At 38.2% G+C, this 21030-nt stretch carries 21 protein-coding genes and 3 pseudogenes; 13 read left to right on the forward strand and 11 right to left on the reverse strand.

What is annotated here, in order from left to right; genetic code table 11:
* Positions 1 to 88: 88 nt before the first annotated feature.
* From V7K84_RS09685 to V7K84_RS09715, 7 genes and pseudogenes are all read left to right on the forward strand, one after another.
* Positions 89 to 313: pseudogene (locus tag V7K84_RS09685) on the forward strand (transposase); the annotation flags it as partial.
* Between the two features lie 543 nt (positions 314 to 856).
* Positions 857 to 973, forward strand: a pseudogene (locus tag V7K84_RS09690) (DUF4351 domain-containing protein); the annotation flags it as partial.
* A 214-nt stretch (positions 974 to 1187) separates the two neighbouring features.
* Positions 1188 to 1802: a CRISPR-associated endonuclease Cas1 gene (gene cas1 / locus V7K84_RS09695; RefSeq protein WP_334837635.1), complete on the forward strand. Its 615-nt coding sequence runs from the start codon at positions 1188 to 1190 to the stop codon at positions 1800 to 1802.
* A gap of 50 nt (positions 1803 to 1852) precedes the next feature.
* On the forward strand, positions 1853 to 2158 hold the full coding sequence (locus V7K84_RS09700; RefSeq protein WP_334837637.1) for a hypothetical protein: 306 nt from the start codon (positions 1853 to 1855) through the stop codon (positions 2156 to 2158).
* Between the two features lie 136 nt (positions 2159 to 2294).
* Positions 2295 to 2534 carry a hypothetical protein gene (locus tag V7K84_RS09705; RefSeq protein ID WP_334837639.1) on the forward strand — a complete coding sequence of 80 codons (240 nt, stop codon included), beginning with the start codon at positions 2295 to 2297 and terminating at the stop codon, positions 2532 to 2534.
* A gap of 303 nt (positions 2535 to 2837) precedes the next feature.
* Positions 2838 to 3950, forward strand: a complete 1113-nt coding sequence (gene cas6 / locus V7K84_RS09710; RefSeq protein ID WP_334837640.1) for a CRISPR-associated endoribonuclease Cas6 — start codon at positions 2838 to 2840, stop codon at positions 3948 to 3950.
* 601 nt (positions 3951 to 4551) lie between these two features.
* A complete protein-coding gene (locus V7K84_RS09715) occupies positions 4552 to 5370 on the forward strand; it encodes a hypothetical protein (protein WP_334837642.1) in 819 nt (272 codons plus the stop codon).
* Between the two features lie 15 nt (positions 5371 to 5385).
* Here the strand turns inward: V7K84_RS09715 and V7K84_RS09720 are convergent, their stop codons facing one another.
* The 9 genes from V7K84_RS09720 to cas10 form a co-directional block, all read right to left on the reverse strand.
* Positions 5386 to 6030 carry a hypothetical protein gene (locus V7K84_RS09720; protein WP_334837643.1) on the reverse strand — a complete coding sequence of 215 codons (645 nt, stop codon included), beginning with the start codon at positions 6028 to 6030 and terminating at the stop codon, positions 5386 to 5388.
* Positions 6031 to 6101: 71 nt separating this feature from the next.
* Positions 6102 to 7178 carry an RAMP superfamily CRISPR-associated protein gene (locus tag V7K84_RS09725; RefSeq protein WP_334837645.1) on the reverse strand — a complete coding sequence of 359 codons (1077 nt, stop codon included), beginning with the start codon at positions 7176 to 7178 and terminating at the stop codon, positions 6102 to 6104.
* Positions 7179 to 7200: 22 nt separating this feature from the next.
* Entirely contained in the window at positions 7201 to 7656 is a 456-nt protein-coding gene (locus V7K84_RS09730; protein WP_334837647.1) for a hypothetical protein, read from the reverse strand.
* The gene (locus V7K84_RS09735; RefSeq protein WP_334837648.1) at positions 7653 to 8630 is read right to left on the reverse strand and encodes an RAMP superfamily CRISPR-associated protein; all 978 of its coding nucleotides are present in this window, start codon (positions 8628 to 8630) and stop codon (positions 7653 to 7655) included. Before V7K84_RS09735 ends, V7K84_RS09730 begins: the two co-directional genes overlap by 4 nt.
* 8 nt (positions 8631 to 8638) lie before the next feature.
* Positions 8639 to 9499 carry a type III CRISPR-associated RAMP protein Csx7 gene (csx7, locus tag V7K84_RS09740; RefSeq protein WP_334837650.1) on the reverse strand — a complete coding sequence of 287 codons (861 nt, stop codon included), beginning with the start codon at positions 9497 to 9499 and terminating at the stop codon, positions 8639 to 8641.
* Positions 9500 to 9504: 5 nt separating this feature from the next.
* Positions 9505 to 9987: a hypothetical protein gene (locus V7K84_RS09745; RefSeq protein ID WP_334837652.1), complete on the reverse strand. Its 483-nt coding sequence runs from the start codon at positions 9985 to 9987 to the stop codon at positions 9505 to 9507.
* Positions 9984 to 11261, reverse strand: coding sequence for a type III-D CRISPR-associated RAMP protein Csx10 (gene csx10 / locus V7K84_RS09750; RefSeq protein ID WP_334837653.1), 1278 nt, complete (start codon positions 11259 to 11261; stop codon positions 9984 to 9986). The genes V7K84_RS09745 and csx10 overlap by 4 nt, the downstream gene beginning before the upstream one ends.
* A complete protein-coding gene (locus V7K84_RS09755) occupies positions 11258 to 11971 on the reverse strand; it encodes an RAMP superfamily CRISPR-associated protein (RefSeq protein ID WP_334837654.1) in 714 nt (237 codons plus the stop codon). The genes csx10 and V7K84_RS09755 overlap by 4 nt, the downstream gene beginning before the upstream one ends.
* On the reverse strand, positions 11968 to 14271 hold the full coding sequence (gene cas10 / locus V7K84_RS09760; RefSeq protein ID WP_334837656.1) for a type III-B CRISPR-associated protein Cas10/Cmr2: 2304 nt from the start codon (positions 14269 to 14271) through the stop codon (positions 11968 to 11970). The genes V7K84_RS09755 and cas10 overlap by 4 nt, the downstream gene beginning before the upstream one ends.
* A gap of 1192 nt (positions 14272 to 15463) precedes the next feature.
* Here cas10 and V7K84_RS09765 point away from each other — a divergent pair.
* The 5 genes from V7K84_RS09765 (at position 15464) to V7K84_RS09785 (ending at position 19019) form a co-directional block, all read left to right on the forward strand.
* Positions 15464 to 15718, forward strand: coding sequence for a hypothetical protein (locus V7K84_RS09765; protein ID WP_334837658.1), 255 nt, complete (start codon positions 15464 to 15466; stop codon positions 15716 to 15718).
* 84 nt (positions 15719 to 15802) lie between these two features.
* Entirely contained in the window at positions 15803 to 15988 is a 186-nt protein-coding gene (locus tag V7K84_RS09770) for a hypothetical protein (protein WP_334837660.1), read from the forward strand.
* Between the two features lie 302 nt (positions 15989 to 16290).
* Complete coding sequence (gene modD, locus V7K84_RS09775) at positions 16291 to 17142, forward strand: ModD protein (protein WP_334837662.1); 852 nt, start codon at positions 16291 to 16293, stop codon at positions 17140 to 17142.
* A gap of 814 nt (positions 17143 to 17956) precedes the next feature.
* A complete protein-coding gene (locus tag V7K84_RS09780) occupies positions 17957 to 18634 on the forward strand; it encodes a hypothetical protein (RefSeq protein ID WP_334837664.1) in 678 nt (225 codons plus the stop codon).
* 175 nt (positions 18635 to 18809) lie between these two features.
* Positions 18810 to 19019, forward strand: a complete 210-nt coding sequence (locus V7K84_RS09785) for a TOBE domain-containing protein (protein ID WP_334837666.1) — start codon at positions 18810 to 18812, stop codon at positions 19017 to 19019.
* Between the two features lie 65 nt (positions 19020 to 19084).
* Here V7K84_RS09785 and V7K84_RS09790 read toward each other — a convergent pair whose 3' ends face one another.
* Positions 19085 to 19843 (reverse strand): HesA/MoeB/ThiF family protein, encoded by a 759-nt coding sequence (locus V7K84_RS09790; RefSeq protein WP_334837668.1) that lies wholly within the window; start codon positions 19841 to 19843, stop codon positions 19085 to 19087.
* A 475-nt stretch (positions 19844 to 20318) separates the two neighbouring features.
* Here V7K84_RS09790 and V7K84_RS09795 point away from each other — a divergent pair.
* Positions 20319 to 20468 (forward strand): annotated as a pseudogene (locus V7K84_RS09795) (substrate-binding domain-containing protein); the annotation flags it as partial.
* A 199-nt stretch (positions 20469 to 20667) separates the two neighbouring features.
* On the opposite strand, the gene V7K84_RS09800 reads toward V7K84_RS09795, so the two are convergent.
* Positions 20668 to 20877 (reverse strand): TOBE domain-containing protein, encoded by a 210-nt coding sequence (locus V7K84_RS09800; RefSeq protein ID WP_179076568.1) that lies wholly within the window; start codon positions 20875 to 20877, stop codon positions 20668 to 20670.
* Positions 20878 to 21030: the final 153 nt, after the last annotated feature.

Consider the following 21030-nt stretch of genomic DNA (forward strand, 5'->3'; position numbering starts at 1 on the left):
AGTTTGCGGTTTAATCTGATTGCTGCTCTCTACAATTACGAGCTTTCTCTTCCCAAAATCAAATCTTCCTGACCGACTTTTGCAAGAGGTCTATTGGACATTGGATGTCACCTTCGGTGAGGATGAATGTCGAATTCGTTCTCTGCATAGTCCACAGAATTTTTCTTTGCTACGTCGCATTGCTCTTAATGCCTTAGAGCGAGAATCATCTTTCCGCCGCAGTATTCGCCAAAAGTCACGGCGAGCCGCTATGAATGATCAGTATATGCTTTCTGTGTTAGCCGCATCTCTCTCAAATTCAATCCTCTCCTAGAATCCCACTGTCAATAGGGTTTGAGACGCGCTAACCCTGGTCTGATGGGAGAGGTTAAGATGTATCGACCAATGATTTGGAAACCTTAATAGAGAGATTGCATTTAGTCGGTCGCTATGGTATTGTTTATACCAACATATGCACCTTGAAAATTTAATAAGTACATATTTTTTACGTATAACTTAATGGTTAGTTTCCTAAAGCCATTTTGTTAAGAAATGTAAACTGAGGGGGTCGTACAAAAGCCCAAAGGCTTATTGTTTCGTAGACCCCCTCAGATGACTTACTGTATAAGCGTTTGAGTTACCTGGAGACTAGAGCTATTCTCAATAACTATGCTCTGTTGACATGTAAAATAGACCCCCATCAGTTTTGCAGTTCTGTAAGCCTTATTTGGTAAGCTTTCTGTAACAGTAGGGTTTTAAATCTCTTACCCCTCACGGGGATGGAAACTTCATTTCATTTACAAAGTCATTTGGGAAGATTGATCGGGTTTTAAATCTCTTACCCCTCACGGGGATGGAAACTCTTTTTCCCAAGTAAGTAATTGAACGAGTTAGAGGATTATCGATTGAACAGCTGGAAACTTTGGGAGAAGCGTTGTTAGATTTTTCAGAAGTTGGTGAACTCGAAGCTTGGTTAAACCAACAAGAAGTATAGATAATTGCTTGAATAATTAAACTATGGCTAAGTCGGGGGTAGTACCTCCGGCTTTTTTTTATGCCTTTTTAGTAACTCATATAACCCATATACGAAGTCATATAAAAATAGCATTTACGCAAATACGAACTCATATATCAACCTGAGAAAATTGAAATATAGGTAAAGAAAGAAAACTTTCTCACCTACAACTAAACCTAGTTGGCTTCAATTTATGTCTACCATTTACATCACCGAACAGGACGTATCATTCAAAATTCAACACCATTATTTAAAGGTGTTTCATCAACAAAATCAACGTATCTGTATTCCTATTCGTAATCTCAGTCAGTTCATCATCTTTGGTAATATCAGTTTACCAAAACAAGTCATTCAAATCGTTCATTCACATCAGATTCCCGTCTTATATCTAACCCAAACTGGTGAATATTTAGGACGACTAGAAAATCCATCTCAACTACAAGCAAAATATCTCACCTCCCAACGTAGACGCGCACGTGATACTGAATTTAACCGTGCTACAGCAGAAAGTATTATCTGGGCAAAATTGCACAATCAGCATACTTTTCTGCAAAGCTGGACTCGCCACCACGCTAATCACACAACTCAACGCGCATTAAATTACCTGACGCTGTTGATGGACAACTTACCAATAGCACCAGGAATTGACGAACTGCACGAATACAGCGAAGAAGCTGATAATATTTATTACTGCGCCCTCGCTTCTCTACTCACCTTCTACAACGAATGTCCGCGTACAACTGCAAAGCGCATTAGCCAACTAATAAACCTGGGAAATCAACTGCTGCATCAATTGACAATTCATTGAAATTGCTGTTTTAAGTGTCTTTTGTCTGGCAAATTTTAACTTGGTTTATCATGTCTAATATTCGTCGAATCACCACACGCGAACGACATCTGATTTTACTCTATAGCAATTGGGAATTTAGCATGACACCAACACAATTTTATGCTAGATGGGCTGTAAGTTATGAACTAATTGCCTTAATATGTTCCCGTTCGGATTCAACAGTTCGAGGCTGGTTTAGAAATGGCTCTAATCGACGCTATCCCACCCATAATGATTTACTCCATCTGGCTTTGATGGATTTTTTTCTCGAACATTTCGAGGAGATTCCCGAACAGGTTTTGGACTGGTTGCACCTTAACCATCTTGAATCATAGCCGAGAAAATTCACAACTTAAGTAATTTGTCAATAGCATCTTGCTCTGTCTTAGCAAATACTCATAGCCTACGGTAATGATAGTCATTTCAAAGCTGAGTTTTTGGGTATTTTACAGCATTTGTAAGGTGGTTATTATGACCTATTTTCAGCAACTGCATCCGTGGTGCATTATTCGCGTTTTATCTAACGAACAACTGTTGGATAATGCTGGCGTGAATTCTGGTGTTCAACAGTCTAATGTTGTTGCACGGTTTCGCCGCCGTAATGATGCAGTTGCTTACTTACAAGTGTTGCAACAATCAATCAAAAATATCAAATTATTGATTATTTTTGATGTGCAAGGAGTGCAAAATTTACCCGATATGAAGCTTTGAGTTGATTGACTTTATCTAAACATCTGCGTCTTTGTTAATATTAGTTATCCTGATTCTTGCTAAAAATTATATTCTCCAAAGTCCTTTGATCGGGACAGTCGAGGGTAATTGTTATCAAGCAAGACTTGGTTAGCTGGTATGACAATAACATTAATCATCCCCAGCGATCGCTCAAACAGTTTGCTGGGGATTTTTATTTTGTCTCTGATTTGACCCTATCTTGCAGCAGCACGACTCACAGCTTTATCCCCTCCTGGGGATGAAAACAAGATAAAATATAGAAACTGTGGCTCAAATGATACTATGCCTCGACGCTCTCAAAAAAAGCCAAATATCCCTTCATCTCCGCTTACATGGCCGCCGGACACAGAGTTAATCGGCTTAGAATTTGAGTTAGTCCCTGCAAAAGATTGTTACCTCTTCCCTCAGTACACTATTGGACTACACGCCTGGTTTCTCCAGCAAGTGCGTTCCACAAACTCTGAACTTTCTGCTTACCTCCATGATGGAGAGTCAGAGAAACCGTTTACTATCTCAGCTTTAAATGGAGAGATTACCAGTAGCGGCAGACAAATACAATTATCTGCAAACACCTCCTATCGTTGGTATGTCACAGCTTTATCTCATCGAGTGCAACAGTGGATGGCGCAATGGGTAGAAAATTTGCCAGAGGTGCTGGAATTAAAAAATGCCCCTTTGCAGATTCGTTCTGTCAAAATTGCCCATCCTCCTACGACTTATATCCAACTGCTAGAATCTGAGCCTAATGAGACTATCGCTCTGAAATTTCTCAGTCCTACAAGTTTTCGCCGCAAAGGTCATCACTTCCCCTTACCAGTACCAGTGAATGTCTTTCATAGCTATCTGCGGCGCTGGAATGACTTTTCGGGGATGTCTGTTGACCAGGATGATTTTCTGGCTTGGGTAGATGATTATATATTGATTACTCGTTGCCAACTAACAACCGCGAAGGTATTGGCGGGTAAGAAAGGCGCAGTCACAGGATTCACTGGGGCGATTGAGTTGAGTTTAGCTAAAGATGCAGCCAAACAGCCAGAATTTGGGCAGTTATTTTCTGCTTTAGGAAAACTTGCACCCTACTGCGGTACTGGTCACAAAACTACCTTTGGCTTGGGACAAACACGTTTGGGTTGGTCATCTCAAGTTATCCAAGACATACCTGATGTGCAAACTGTCTTGGCGAAACGCATTGAAGATTTAACACAGATTTTTAAAGCACGACGCAAGCGGACGGGTGGCGATCGCGCGGATGAAATAGCCTCAAAATGGGCCACAATTTTAGCACGGCGAGAAATGGGCGAGTCATTGCAGGTGGTGGCAGAAGATTTAGAGATGCCTTATGAAACGGTGAAGACTTATGTCAAGTTGGCACGACGCGCTTTGAAGAGTGAGTAGTTTGGTATACTCTTGTTTAATCAAGCGGAACCTTGAAAAATTAATATTGCGTTTCTTGGTGAAAGTTAAAGTGTTGGTTTTTACCCCATACACGTAAATTTTTCGCGGGGGTATGCTAATGCTTGAAACCCTTATGATTTCGTTGACCCCCGTGAATCGCTTACTGAGTAAGACTTTGAGATGCCTATAGTGGGGGCGAGTGTCAGTAAAGTATGCTTATTGACAGTAAAATCAGACCCCCCGCGAAAATGGCACTTTCAAACCCAGTCGTAGCAAGTGTTCTAGAAAGGTAGGGTTTTCAAATCATTACCCCTCACGGGGATGGAAACTAATTGCAATGCTTGACCGACAGAAATTTTTCTACCATAGTGTTTTCAAATCATTACCCCTCACGGGGATGGAAACAGCGCGCCACCATTGCAGGTAACACGAAGAATTTTTCCGTTTTCAAATCATTACCCCTCACGGGGATGGAAATACATTCGGGATTTAGTTAAAGTTGGAGTGGATTGTGCGATCGCTTTTAGTTAGAGTTGGATTTGTAGAGTGATGCGATCGATCGCGCATGATTAAATAAATAATTGCTATAAACAAAATATCTATGGATTGGCTACCCTCAATTGATTTACCTCACCTGTGGGATTTGGTGATTTCCCAAACTCCAACTCCTATCCCTACACCGCTATCAGCGCCGACGAAAAACTTCAATGACATTGAATTATTAAAAAGCCAGTTAGAATTTCTCAAAGCTACAAACGGTCAACTAGGTGAAAGCTTTAACAGGTTTGTTGCAGCGATGCAATTTACCTTAGTAGTTTTTGCCTTTTTAGGTGGATTTTTAGCTTTTGCTGTTGGTAAAAATTTAGATGATGCGAAGAAAGTCGCTAGTCAATTAATTAACCGAGAAGTAGAGAACAAAATTTCAGATTTAGTTCAGTCTGAAGTTGAAAGCGTCAAGCGTTCTTTGCAGCGCGAAAGGGTAATCGGTTCAACAACTGTAGATTATTACTTACCTAGTGATGATATAACAGAACCAGATGATTGTAAGCTGTTGCGAACTAGAGGTTTTGCCAAAGTTAGATTTTGGCATCAAAAGAGAAAACCCAAGAAGCCAGTTGGAGATATTTTTGTCTTAGATTTGATTAATTCTAAGCTACTTGAAGGACAAGATTTTGCTGGATTATCAAAAGATGATGCTAGAAACAAACGAGAAGATAAAGTGAAAACTCAGATTGACTTAGTATTAAACTGGTTAGATAAGGCAACTGTTTTAGTTATCTATATTGATGGATTTTCTGAAGAAGTGAAGAATTTAGCAACGCGAGTTGATTACTATTATGTTCCTGCAAATACTTCTGTAACTTTGATAGGGATTGTTGCAGATTCAGCTTATGTAGCAGAGGGTCAACATAATTTGTAGGTTTTGTTTTATTATTTATTTAGGTCTAATATATCTAATTTTTTTTGGAACTCCATTTTCTATTTCAGTGATTTCAACTATAACTGTCTGCCCAATTTGTAATGATGTATAATATTTTGGCTCTTTTACTGTTTTAGAAAAAATATTTAATAATTGATAAGTAACTTTATTGCCACTAATTTTTGTTATGTTGGCTTCTATTTCATCGCCTTCTTGCAAGTTTTGAGATTTAGCAGCCGTTTGGATTTCCATTTGCCGATTTGTTTGGGCAGATTCGCCAAAATTTTCTAACGTAGCGGCTATGAATAGACGAGATGACCACCCCAAGACTTCTAGCATGGCTTCAGGATTTGACTGTATCGCTGTCAGATGTTGAGTGCAAATTTTCTGAATGCTACGATAATAATCTGGAGTTTTATCACTACGTTTTAGGCTTTTACTGTTATCAACAAGTGCTTTTAAATATTTGAAAAAATTCTCACCTATATTATTGTGATTTTGACTAATCGTAGTACGAAGATAGGCAATAATTTTATTTAACTCAGAGCGAATACCATCTTTAGTGGGTTCAATTTGCTGTTGTTCTTGAACAAGCTTATTTGCAATATCATGAGCAGTATTCCACATTTGATCTTCTGACAAAGATTCTTTAATTTGCACTGGTTGTTATCCTCAAGCTATTTATGTGAGTCTCAAATCCTTGACTTATTTAAGTAAGCAATTGGGGATATTTATATATTTAATATTTCTTTTAATTCCTGTAATTGTTTTAGCTGTACTAATGCTTGATTAGCAGACTTCTTTATTGGTTTTTTAGGTTGATTTGTCGATTGCTTAGGTTCGGGTTGAGGTTTGGCAGATTTGATAACGTCTAAAATAAATGTCTGTAATTTATCACCTTCTAAAGCTGAGGAGTTTGAATTAAAAGATAAGTAGCGATTAATGTTTAATTGCTCGATTTTAACTACATCTATCTTCATGGTTCCCATTCCCACAGCTTTACCGCTACCTATTTTTAATCCTAGTCGGTTTTCTGGGTCTTGACCTAAAGCAATTAATAATGTTCCTAATTGCGCTTTTGTTAAATTCGCATAACTCACATAAGTTGTAAACTTTTTCCCCAATTCTGCCTGTTGGATACGAATGGTTGGTTTTACTTCTTCCTCATAAGAATGGGGATAAAATTTACGACCGCGAATGTGATTGTTATTATCATAATAAACCTTTTCACCAGTTTCTAAATCAACAGCTTCAGGTTTAGGAGAAAACAAAGGAGTAATCAATCCTGTTTGGAACCCTGGCTTATCGTTATCAGGGTCATATTTGGCATCATGAAAATGTACCAGTCCCAACCAACTCATTGCACCAAATGTTACACAAGCCGGACAAAGCTGTGAGATATCTTTACACTCGCTGTAGCCATCAGGAACCTTAGCATTAGTTTTACACAAACAGCTTCTTGTTATGGCTTCATATATTGAACGTACAACCCCTTTGAGAGAACTGCCAGGAATGATAAGTCGCTGATTTTGTTGTACAGAAGATTGAATCAGACTAATTGTTGCAACATATTTGGCTGAGGTAGCATCTAAAGTTTGTTGTGCTAAATCGCTACCCATAACGGTGATACCTGAATTGACAGATACAGGTGAAACAACTATTAAATTTAAAAATAATTTACCGCTAAAACGTTGATTATTGAGTTGATATTTATCGTGTCCAAATTTATCCTTTCCTTCATTTCCTAAAATGTTTAATCTGTCAGGTTTCTGTTGTGGGAGAGAGATAAAGTTATAATTTCTAGGCATATATATCTGAAATATTAGAGTTCTATGTTTTTATAGTTAAAGCAACAAAATGTATAGTCGATGTTTCCGTATCTTGAAAATAGCGTTGACCTAAAGAAAGTTTTTCAGGGTAGATGAATCCTTTAGGGAATTTAGTCTCATCTAGACCATATAAATAGGCATTGCGATCGCAAGTTTTCCAATTCTTACCAATAGGGGTAAATTCTAATTCTGTTTTTGGCTGAGTTTGACTGAGCAATAACACTTGATATGCGCCATTATTTTGCTTCCACCGAAGCTCTAATTCTGAGTTAAACATTTGTCCTTCTGGACTAGGAAAGTCTGATGTTAAATCAGCTAAAATACCACTGACTTGATGCGTCCAACGCAGAAAATAATAACTAGGCTGCTGATAATAATCTTGAAGTAGTTTTCGTAATTCTTCAGAAGACGTTTCATTTTTTGAAGGTAAAACGTGCTTATATCCTACAAAACTCATGCACCAACTCCTTTTGGTAATAACTCACGCCATTCACGAACAGCGCGTTCAAATAAATCTGGAACACCCCTCTCATCTTCTCCTTTCCAAGTTAACTGTACCCCAAAACCATAAGACATTTCTTCGGCAGTGATTATGGTATCTTGTTTATCATCAACAGGAAATTTATAAGGGTTTGCTTCTTTCCCTTGCAAAAACACTCCTGCGCCTAGTAAGTAAGTATTTGGCCAATTTAACTCTTTACCAATAGCGTAGATTTTATCATCTCGTAATTCACAGCCAGGATATTGCACTACAGCCGAGTGGTATTGTAATTCGACTGTACCCATACCGCGAGATTTGGCAAAACCAAGACCAAACCAACCGTCATTTAAATCGCGCAATACCAAACCGATTAAACCTAACTGTGCTAAAGAGAAATTCTTCAGATGAATTTTTGTGCGAAAATCTCCGAATGTACAAACTTCGTAGTTAAATAATGCACCTCGCACAGCAGAACCAAAAACGCGGTCAATTGCGACTCCATTACGCTCTTCAATTCTCAGAGGTTTAGTTGTATCAGGATAAGCATCTTGAATGCGGAGACGACTAGCAATATTAGTATTACCAAATATTTGGTCAGTAAAAGAAGATTGTTTGTAGATTTCAGCAGGTGCTAATTTCTTTAAATATTCGTAATTTTCATTTTTTAAAGGGTCATCAGCCCAAAGTTCAAATTTATCTGATTTGGGGTCTAAAGTGGGACGTTTATCGCTTCCTACAGTGCGTACAATACGTTCAGCATGAGCGCGAATCGCACCCTTAAGAGAACTTCCAGGAAGGTAAACTGAACGTCCACCCGCGTGGTAAGTCTCCACAAATTCCATGTTTGGTTTCGTTGGGTCTGCACCTTCTTTTCCTGATTTAATTAAAATTGGCCCAACGGGAATGATACTGAAATCAATTGTACAGTGGTTAACTAATCGCTTGTGCATGGCTAAATTTACTCAGTCTTAGCTGAGATTGTAGAATTACTTGATATGAAGTTTCTCAAGTGAAGAATTAAAGCTTCTGTCCAGTCTTGTTTGAGTATTTCCATTTCTTCTTCACAATATTGATAGTCATTCATGTTCTTTAAGACTTGATTTTGCAGATATGTCAAAAGCTTTCTGGAATCGCCTTCAGTCTCAAACCATTGGATTTGATCAATTTTTAAACTCACTACCCCTAAACCACGAGAACGTCCGCCTCCTAGTGGTATTTGTTCGCTTTCAAATTGATGTAATCCAATCATCAGTAAACCTAGCTCCCAGTTTTCTGCATTCTCGACGACTATTTTTAAATGAAAATTGGTACCAGATGGAACTACTTGAAAATTATAAAGTTTTCCTTCTGCTGCTGTTTCTGTATCGCGGTCAATTGCAACACCATCACGTTCTTGATATTGTCCAAACCATGTATCAACATCTACTGTTAAATCTCGCACTTGAAATTTGCTAGCAATCCAAGGTGAACCAAAAAGACGCGAAATTAAATCTGTTTGATTGAGTAATTTATCAGTTAAAATAGCATCATCTTGATAATCTTCTTTAAGTTTTTTGATAATTTGATTACGAGTTGGACTCGTAAAACTAGCAGGATCTTCAGCAAGACTGATATCAATTCCTCGTAAGAAGCTTTCGAGACGCGATCGCAATGCTCCTTTGAAGCTAGAACCAGGAATCAATGGTTGTTCTAATGCGTCTTTAATTACAGGTAAATCAGCCCCAATTGGCTCAGTAGAACGACCAGCACTAATCCGTAATGCAGTGACTGTAGAGAGTTTTCCTGTAATTTCCAAACGATTTTTAAAAATATCAAACATAATTTTTATTTTTCATCTCTAATTACTTCAGGTTTTCGAGGCTCAATAACGGATAAATTTTGCTCTTTTCTGATTTTATTAAGATACAATAAATAACGTGAGCCGTAACCAAGATAGCGGCGAATAAGTTGTATCCATATATATTTTAAATCTGCGCCTGGATTAGCTGAAAAAATTTCATTAGCTCTTATTTTTAAAGAAATGTTGATATCTTGAATAATTTGAGCAGCAAGAGAATTTTTACCTCTTCCCCATTTTTCATCTCTACCAACTTGATAACAAATAAAATTTTTAATTACTTCTGGACTATCAGTTGTGTCAGCGACTCGCAGTAAATTATTAAACTGCGATTCTTCCAATTTTTTATCCTCTTTATTATATTCACAATTATCTAAAGCGGTTTCAATCGCAATTACTAAATCATCTTCGGCTTGGCGAATTGCTTTTTGTACTTTTAGCGCTACCTTGGGGTCTAATATCTGAGTCATTTTGCATCCTCTCGAAAAACTTGATGAAATTCATTGCAAATTTCCACCTGTCCAAAACCTTCACAGGTGCGATCGCCTATTCCTTGTTCCTCTATAATTTCTAATGCTCCATACCATTTCTCTGGTTCGGTTGTGCTGAACAAATACACAGAACCTTTATTAGTCACAAGTTCTACATCTTTCATTAATCCCCAAGCAGAATTCCAGCCAGAACGATATTCATAGCTGCTATAAGCAACGTGCATGAACAGCGATGAATTAACTTTGGCAAAATCTTTAAGCATAGCAGCTGAAATTACTGTTGTGCGTTGCCAATTTTCGGTAAAAATAGCATCAGATTGCAAATCGAGGGTGAAATAAGTTCTATCTGCCAACAAATCACCTTGAGATTGACCAAAAACAGACCAAAGTCCCCACCTATTTTTTAATGCTTTGTTAAACTCCTCAATCCGAGATTTAATGCTTTTAGCTGGTGATTGTCCTTCGTTAACTGCTATTTTGACCTTACCTAAACCTCTAGAAGCCGAACCACCAATACGGAAGTTGCAAGAATTATTCTCGATGAATCTTTGCAACGCTTCAACCAAAGTTTCATCAGGAACAACAACAAAACTACGAAAAACAAAGTTATCCCATTCATCAGTCTTAGTATTTTTCAAAAAAGACTCATTCAAAACTTGCACACTGTAAAGGATTTCTTCTTCTGCGGTAGCGCGACGACGATTAATTCCCACTCGTGTCAAAAAGCGGCTAGTTGCATCGTGGCTGTAATATTTATCTTTTACTTTGCTGTAAAAACTATTGTAAGTTTCGACCTGGGGGTTTGTTCCTTGTGCGATCGCTTTTGGGTCGCTGGGGTCGTAAGGTTGATTATAGGCTGCTGCACAAAAGGCATCGATGAGAGTATCAAAAACTCCATGTCCCCCACCACTGGAAGTAAAGCCTGGATTGGTTTTAGAACTAACAGCAGTTGCAGGTAAAACCTTGATTTGCTGATTTACAACTATGGATTCATTGCCTATCTTCGTAACTGCGGGGTAAGCATTGCCAAAAATCGCCGGATTTTCCCCTAAAAATAGAGTTTGAAAATTACCACCATTCTCTGCCAAATTTGCTGACTGCTGACCAGATAGTTGTAAAATTTGGGAAGCGATCGCACCCCGCAACACCGAACCAGAAATATAATTTTCCACCTCACTAACCGAACCACCGGGTTTTTGTCGTCCTGGCGCAAGGGGAGATAAAGCTGTGATAGTTAATTCCAGTCGTGTCATGATTCCGCCTTTGGTAATAAACTTGACCAAACTTCATCATCACTAGAAATTGTTGGTAGTCCCTCCCAATGCAACCATCCTAACCCCGCAGATTTGCTACCACCCAAGGCGTGAATATGATGTAAAGCTGCAACTATCAAAGCTTTGGCATAATTTGGACAATTTGGTAACAGATGAATATCTCCCTCAAAAATTAATTGAGTATTGACTGGAGAAGTTTCTAATAAATACAATTTCTTCTCCTCTGCGGTACGTCTTTTGCGGTTAATTGTCACACCAGGACGCAAAACTTCTTCTAAATCTCCTGCTGCTAAAGAGCAAATCAAATCATCAACAATCACCCGTGAAGGTAAAATGGGATCGCCAAATATTTTAGAAACAAAACAGTGATATCCTCGGTAGCCTTCAATTTGATAATCGTTTCTAAACTGACTCGATACTTGTTCTTCAGTCGGACAAAGTAACTGCGCTGAAGGTGCAGAAAATATTTGCCATCCTAAACTACGCGCTAGCTTTTCGCATTCATGACGCAATCTTCCTTTAAGTTGCGAAGCGGGTATGAGTAGTTGTCCTTGTGCATTGCGGACGATGGGTTTATCTGCCAATGAACCAGAGGAACCACCAGCACCCACACACAAACCAGTGTCAATTACAGCTTTAAGTCGGATAGTATCAGTTTCAACAGAAGAAAGGTTATCTAAATAAATCATTGCCTTACCTTGGGTGCAGTTGATTGTATAGATTCATCGGTATTATCTGCTTCTTCAGCAATAAACGGATACAAATCAACTAATTCTCGCCAAATTGTCTCATAAGTCATTTTGGAATTATTTGCATCTTGTGAATCAGTTTCTTGTAAAGACATCCAAGGTGCTAAATTTCCATTATTAGATAATTCTTTTGGTTGACACCAAGCTGATTCAAATTGTTTTTTTAACTCTTGTTTAGCTGCTTCATTCGTCAAACGAATCCGAAAATAGCGATAGTTCAGAATAGCTGTACGCTTTCCTCTTTCTAATAAGCTGCGAATTTGGTAAAGTTGCGATCGCGGAAATTCGGCTTTTTTAAAAGCTTTAGTAGTTTCTAACAGTCCACCTAATTCATATAATGTATAAGGAGAAGCATAAAGCTTTAACTTGGATTGTCCATCTTTATTTTTGATTAATCCCTGTTCTCGAAACTCCTTAATATTCGAGGAAATCATCGTTACAGCTTTCATCACCAAAAAATCAACTGTTCCACCATAATATTTGTGGTCTTTCTTTAATTCCTTAGCATATTTTTTAGCCGATTTTAGTAGTTGATTTACCAGCTTGTCTGCATAATAAATTGGCGTATCCTGTGCTGTGATTAACACCCCTGTTGACATACTCAACAGACATTTATAAACTGGCGGTACATTACCTGTAGTGTAGCGATGTGCGAATAAATTAGGTGCTGTTTGCTCTAATGAATATCGGCCAGTTCTCGACAAATATTCTTCAAACTCATCACCAATAGTTTTAGCAATTTCTAAAGATTTATCTGCTGGGACGATTAGCAATACATCATCACCACCAATAGTAAGAATTTCAAAAGGATGAATCCAAACAGGTTCTTTATTAATTCTGCTAGATTTAGCATCAGGTGTATATTGATAAGGATGCAAATATTTAGCTAAAGCTTTGTAAACAGATTTCTCTGTAGCATTAGAAATATCTTTACTAAAAAGCCGATAGTCTTGTGGTGTTTTAATTTTCTGACGAATATAGCTACCCATATTGTTACCATCAGCATAGATATAAGCCACAAATCCTGATGGATTGCTGGCTGATGCAATCTCTCCAAGAGATGCTGCTTCTTCTACTGCTTTTTTATTAATATCACCATAATATTTACTAGCTAATTGTTGATTATCCTCTTCCTTGAGAAATTTCTCAAACTTATTTACCCAGCTAGGAATCCAAATGTCAAAGGGTTTCCATTCCAAATTAGCTTTGTCATACCATGTGCGAGAACTTTCGCGTTTAGCTATCTCTCCCACCAAACGTTTGCGTGCTAGAGGTTCCGATAAAAAACGGCTATCTGCTAACTCTACACTCATGATCGCAGAACGGCGATCGCTTTCATCCCGTTGCACATATGGATGAGTTTCAAACATAGGTGGATAGCAGCGACTGGGACGTTTTGTGTTAGATATATTATGACCATTGCGTCTTTGTGTGAAGTGGTTTGCTAATTTCCCCACCAGTTCATTAAAATTCTTCCGATGTTTGAACCTTTCAAAAGGATCGCTAACTTCTGACTGGTCAAAATAAGCTTTGATTATGGGATTTTCTTGGTTCTTCTCATACTTATCAAACCAAAAAGTATCTTCTATCTTGTCTTGCAACAAGCCAAATCGAAATTCTAATAACTTAAAAGTATCGCCAACTGCACAGGAATTAGCTGTTAAAGTTTCATCGGTATAGCGCTTTTCAATAGCATTCGCTAAATCATCAACAAATGCCGCCGGACAAAATGCAAGAATGCTACCACCTGCATAATAAATAATTAGTTCAGGAATTAAAGCTTTTCTTAAATCTGGAAAATTATTATCTAACCATTCTTCAATTGATAATGACCGTTTTCCCTCACCAAAAAATGCAGGTAAATCAACCAAATTTATCCGATCAAGGAGTGCTGAAGCACCACGAATATCCGGTAATTTAAATTCTTCAAAAATATATTGTTTAATTTTTGTTGCACCGCCATAAACCAAACCAATAGGTGTCTTATCTTCCCAAAGTTTTAAGTAATCCTCTTTTTCCTTTAACTCATTGAGTGTTTTAGGGATGCAGTCTTTAGGAATCTCGTAGAGATGCTGTGCCTGTTGAACAACAGATTTTATACTTTCTGGCACATCCTGCCCTTGTTGCAATCCCTGTCGCATTTGATGTAACGTACTGAGTTCATCATGATTGAGATTGTGCTTTTTGCCCCAGGCAAGACACCAGGCTAGTGCAGTAATTGTGCGTATATATTCGTTCATGATGACTTTTGAAAATGAAGGACACCCTCTAGAGGTGTCCTTTTTGACGGTTACATACTATCAAATCAGACTAGCTTTAATAGTCTTTGGAAGATTTATTCACATCTAACTTTGCAAATTAAAGCGAAGTGTAGATTTACTTCCAATTTTATCGAGATAGTATTGGTAAAACTTATCGTAGTCTCATGAACAACGAAACAAAAAATAATGCCACTTGGGCTACTGGCTGTATTTGAGTAAAAAACTTACTAAGACTGTTAGCTTTGTTAGCTTTATCTTCTGACACTACCTGGTTTTGATGAATCACATTGTGATAGATATTTAGTTGTGTTACAGATATTATATTATGCGGTTGTGATTGCAATTCCGCTATAAATGGTATCGTCGCAAATTTTTGTTGCTTTTCACTATCTAGCTGCAACACGCTGTTATGTATCGGTAAATACGGAAAATAGTTAGAGTAATTTATTACTCTTATTCTACTGTGAAAGTTGTATGTCATTTGTCTTACCTTTAAAGATTAAATTCACATTGTCTTGTATCTGTGGTCATTTGAACTAGTTAATAGAACCTGGTGGATCTCTGCCCTTACTTGCTTTCATAATATTCTCCAAAAAAGTTATTACTAATAAGTTACACCAGTCTTCATAACTGCTATAGAATAAATTCTTTGCCTAAGCTATTTAGATTGCTGTAGATCATCAGTACTCAAAATTATAATACCATAATCCATATTTATCTTGTGTTGCGTTCAATTTTTATTTTGTATACATTTTGGAAAGCAATATTTTGCTTGATACCACAGAAAGACAAAAATAGAAATATGTGATACCATAAGATATAATTAAATTAAAACTACTTTCTCGCAAGGGAATTGAAACTCACACGCTCTCGTGTATTGTGAGCATTTGAATTAGTTTCAATACTTCCCCGCAAGGGGACTAAAGAGTATTCGTAAAGCTTAATACTTGTTTTACTAATTGTGGTGGCTACTCGCCTTGTTATAATTTTTAATACCCTTATGGGGATTAATACAAATTATCAGGAAAATATAATGGAAGGCTTAGGTTTGTTTTCAATCTACTTCCCCTCATGAGAATGAAAAGAAAACTGCCAGTTGGCCTGCTGTAACTCGGGAAAAGGTTTTATTGAGTGAATAGCGATCGCTCTCTTAGCACTGGTTAGGTGAATTATGATTACTCAAAGCTTTTTATCCAGCGTCGAAGAATCAAATGCAGCAGTCAATAGTCCAAGCGAGTTTCAGACTGTGCAAGGTAAAAAACCACTCAAACATCTGTTGATTGGTTCTTCTAAAGCTGTAACTAGCACAATCCACTACTTGCAGGTTATTGGTTATGCAGATGTTGGGGATTGGAGTCCTTTACTACCCAGTCTTAATCCTGGTGAAGTCATGAGCATTTTGAACAGACCTATTGTGGTGCAATAGGCACTGTTACTTCGTGCAAGTCAACAATTGATGACTCCCTGCTAGGAGTCATTTTTTTAGTTTGTAAATTATTTTGTGTATGTTATGTGCGATGTCTACGATGGGCTAGCGCCTAAGCAGAATGAAGAAATCTTAGAGGATAACTGCAAAGTGCGATCGCTGTTTGTATTGCCAACTCCCATCAGTTCTTTTATGGTTAGTGCTTGTGAGGTAAGAAACCCTGTAGCTGTGCAACATTCAAATGCTCCAGTTCTAAAAGTTGCTTGCTAATATGTTCCATAAATCGTTCTTGGAGCGCGAATTTTGAGGCTAAGACACTGGCTCTAGGCACTAACTGGAGGACATCTTTCTTGACACAATACCTTTCTATGTCCAATGAATCTCTTTGAAACGATTTCAGCATTTAACTAATTCTGGCGACTGAGGTATATATTCTTTATTAACAAAGTTATTTTGTTACCAACTATTTGGGAGAATAGTAGTAATTATTACAATTCCTACAACTGAATGAGATTAGGTTTAGTGGGAATCTTGATTGAGCTATTTATTTGTCAGCCGATCATAAAACTAAAATGAGTGTTTTCTTCTCAGATGAGGCGATCGCTAGGTTAATTCAGGAAGATGTTCCCTACCTAGATTTGACAACCTACGGACTTGGCATTGGCAAGCAACCTGGTGAAATCGAGTTTTCTACCCGTCATCCGATGACCATTTGCGCTACTGAAGAAGCAGCCAGAGTATTAAAATATTGTGGTGCCGAAGTTCATTATCAAGTCGAAAGTGGTACAGTCTGCCAAGAGAAGCAATTAATTCTTCAAGCTAGTGGCACTGCTCAAGCTTTGCACAGTGGCTGGAGAGTTGCTTTAAATTTGATGGAATACACCTCCGGCATTGCTTCGCGTACAAGAGTATTAGTAGATACTGCCAAAACAGTAAATCAGTCAGTTTCTATTGTGACTACTCGTAAATGTTTTCCAGGTACTAGAGCGCTTTCCATCAAAGCAGTTCTAGCTGGCGGGGGATTTTTTCATCGCTTAGGATTATCTGAAACAGTTTTGATCTTTAATCAACACCTGATATTCCTGGGAGGTATAGTTGGGCTAATTGAGCGGATGAATGAACTGCGACGACAGTTTCCAGAACAACATATTTGCGTTGAAGTAGATACACCAAAAGATGCTTGGATGGCTGCTCAAGCAGGTGTAGATTTAATTCAGTTTGATAAAATTCCCCTACCAGACCTTGAGCCTCTAGTTTTGAAGTTGAAGCAGCAGTATCCAAACTTAAAACTAGCAGCAGCTGGTGGTATTACCTCTGAAAATATAAAGGATTATGCTAGTACTGGTGTAAATATTTTAGTAACAAGTTCACCGTACTTTGGTAAACCATGCGATATTGCAGTCAAAATGACGATGGCACAGTAGTGCATTTTGATATTTAGTTTGATACTTAAGATTGCAGTTGTTAAAACACAGGAGTTGAGCCAGAAATAACAGCGCTTATGCAACACTTAGAACGGAAGTAAATTGGCGTTTTGCGAAGCTCTTAAGCAGTTGATGAAATAGAGCGATTAGCCATCTATCGCTCTATTCACTGCACCATGAATTGTAGCGTTTATTTGGTCTATTGGTTGTATACACGGAGTAGTCTAGTCGCTGTATGGTTTTGCTTCAACTATAGTGTCGGGACAACTACAACCCTTCCCCATAACTCGGACAGTTTTCCAATTTACAGGTGAGTCTCACTTATCAAGAGTTTATTAACTTGATAGTTACCTATTTATAAGGTAAATAACGACATCTTCGTTTCTATACAATATTAAGCTGAACTATTTTAAAAAGAAATAAAAATTAATTTTGTTCGTGTTTGATTACTATATTAGTTGGTATTTTACTATATTAGTTGGTATTTTACTCAATAAGTTGGTATTATCTTCATTAGATTACACAGATACACTTAATCCAATTGGAAAAACGCAAATCTAACAAGAGGTTTGCGGCTAACTTTGGCATCAGGATTTATTAGTTTTTAATAACTCATATTAAAAACTAGCTATTTAGTAGCGTTTGGTAAGGAGTTGAAAGTTTAACGATAGAACCGTTTTTATTTTTGTCTAACAGAATATATTGTCAAATTGCTCAATTTTGGCGATAACTATACTAATTTTTGGTGAGCAAAAAGCTTTCAGCAAAACGATCTAGTTTTTTCAATATTCAATAGTAAACGGAGAAATGTTTTATGCGTTTTACCCGCACGATACCCATTGCGTCTTTAATGCTATCGATACTGGTTTTATGGCAGCCTATTTTAGCTGACTCAAGAAGTGGTCTTCCCTCGCAAAAAGAAGAAAAAACACCTTCTGTCTGGGATAAAAATAAGTGTCTTGGAGGTTCTTCGCAAAGTTTTCGCTTGGGTGGAGAACTCAATAATCCAGCCACTTATAACTTGCAAAAACTGCAAAATTTACGAGATGCTTTAAAAAAACAAAATCCAGCATTAGTTACTGAAATCACTGTCAGCTTTCAAACCGGCTCAGGGCCGCGAACAGAAACATACTATGGAGTTCCCCTATGGGAACTGATTAATAATCCGAAAGCCGGAGGTGGTCTAAAACCTGGGAATTCTGGGGTGAATAGTAAAAACTCTTTTCTGAGGCAATATGTTCTAGTTGACGCCACAGATTGCTATGGTGCAGTTGTAGCTATTGGTGAAATTCAACCTAACTTTGAAGGGAAAACAGTCCTAGTTGCATTTGCAAAAAAAGGTAATGATGGTAAAATCGTGCCTTTAACAGACGAAGGATTTGCTCGTTTAGTAGTTCCAGGTGACAAAGCTGGAGGTCGTTACGTTACTAATGTGAGAAATATCGTTATATTATCTGCCCCTCCTTCTCCTTTGAAACCAAAATATTTCTGAAAACCCGTCTGATTAAAGATGCCTACAACGAAGAGTTCATCTTCTAATACCAGTATGATATCTAAGTTCTTCTGTAAGGCTGAAGATATCTCACTAAATGAGGAGAATCCAACAATCTCATAGTTGTTAGTATTACTCAGTTCAGAATTATCTTATAAGTAGGGAGAATCAAAATATGGAAGTTAGCGCTCGTAATTCCTTAAAAGGAACTATTAAGAAAATTCACCAAGGAGCAGTCAACTCTGAGGTCACATTAGAAATTGTGACTGGGGTGGAAGTAACTGCAATTATTACCAAGGAGTCGGTAGAGCATCTCCAACTTCAAGAGGGAAAACAAGCGATCGCTGTGATTAAAGCGTCAGATGTCATAATTGCTACAGAATAGCTCGAAATGAGTATATAAGTTGTAGCGATCGCTCTATAAGCGGATCGCTACGATTATCCAACTATTTACGAATTTTCCGAGCAAGAACTGCTACCACACACCAGACAAAAAGGATCGCGATAAGAATGTCGTTTGGCAAATTCCATTCGCATTAAGTCGATTGTCAGCAGTTGTGACAATGGGGGTTCACTAAACTTAGTAATCAGCTTTATTACCTCTAATGCACTAAGACAAGCTAGTGTACCAGAAACAGCACCGAGAACCGCGAACCCACGCCGATCCCAATCTGGCTTTTCTGGAAACAAACATGATAGACAAGGAGTTACACCAGGAATAATGGTTGTCAGGTAAGCTTCCATTCCGTCCATTGCAGCTTCCACCATTGGTTTTTGCCAGCGCACGCAAGCCTCATTGAGCAAGTTCCGCTCTGTGAAGTTGTGGGCACAATCAACAGCTATATCAGCAGATTGCACTAAAGAGTCTACATTCTCTTTTGTAACGTAATCATGAACTGCTTCCACCCGAATATCAGGATTAATAGCTTGCAGAGTTTCTCTGGCTTTGAATACTCTTGGCTTACTTACCCAATCATTTGTCATCAGAACCTGACGATTCAGATCATCCAGCCGTAAGTCACCACCCCGAACTAGGATTAGCCGACCAACACCCGCTACTGCCAAATATAGCGCTGATGTACCGCCTAATCCCCCTACACCTGTAACCAAAACCGTTGCAGACTTCAAGCGCTTTTGTCCTGCTTCTCCAAAATTGGGAAGCATCATTTGGCGGTGATAGCGTTCTAACTCACTGGGTGTTAAGTTCATCGCTTTTTAATTCTTTATCAGTCGTAAAATTTACCACCTAGTTGGTAGCAAGTATTGTACTTGTCTATACATTTTCCTGATTTTCTACCTGTAAAGTTGGTATTTGTTCCAAGCACTATTAAGGGAGCTATGTGCAAATATAGCGATGTCTATGATGGTCACTAACTTGTACTGAGCGCAACCGTTGGCGCAGCCTCTCGCAGAGAAGTAGCTTGATCGTACCCCTCCTCTTAAGCAAGCTACGCGGAGCGTCTCCAAGAGTTGTGCGGGCTATTCGGTGTCGCAAATGTGGTGCTGCTCTCTCTGCGGAGATGTCGTGATAGCCCTTTATTCGATCATCCCTGCTCTTTGACCAGCACCGATGTACTGCCAGTTTGCTCTTTGTCCTGGGTTGAATGCCCAATGAAATAAACCTCGCAGCAAGGCTGTGGGGTTTTTTAGGTATTATTATTTTCTAGTGGGATATACAGTCAGGGCTGATGCAAGAATCAGTACGGCATCTATAACTGCTGCCTTTGGGTTGAGATTTATCCCCTTTCATAGTGCGCGATATGACTTGGTAATTCTCAAAGAATACTTGGAACAATTACTAGTACAGCAGTTTATCACTATCTTGGGACATCGGAAGCCTGCGATCGCAATCCTATGCAGACATTTGCTGATGTGGCTAATAGACTAAATATCTTTGGTTTAGCTTATCTACATATTATTGATAGGAAAGTTGTAGTAACGAGTTCCCTACCCGTAGGCGTAACCCGTCGTAGACATCGCTTTACAGGGGGCAATCAAACTGCCCCCCCCTTAATAGAATCTCAACAATTACTTTAGCCTACGGCAATCATTACGTCTGATGATTTAATTATGGCGTGGACTTCTTTACCTTCAGTAAGTTTGAGATTTTCTGCTGATGATTTGGTAATAATTGCAGTCACCTCTACCCCTGGTGCTACTTCTATCGTTACTTCAGTATTTACAGAGCCAACGACGATGTTTTTTACAGTTCCTTTGAGAGCATTACGAGCGCTAACTTGCATTTGATGACCCCTACTGGTTTTTTCTTTACACGTAAATATTAACAAGTAATTAAATAAATCTGTATGACTACAAATAGAAAATATATGAATTTTTACTATTAATATAGAAAATATCCGTGAATAATTTACTAAATAATTTGTTTGGTATTTACA

The sequence above is a fragment of the Nostoc sp. genome (genome assembly GCF_036917315.1).
Lineage (GTDB): Bacteria > Cyanobacteriota > Cyanobacteriia > Cyanobacteriales > Nostocaceae > Nostoc.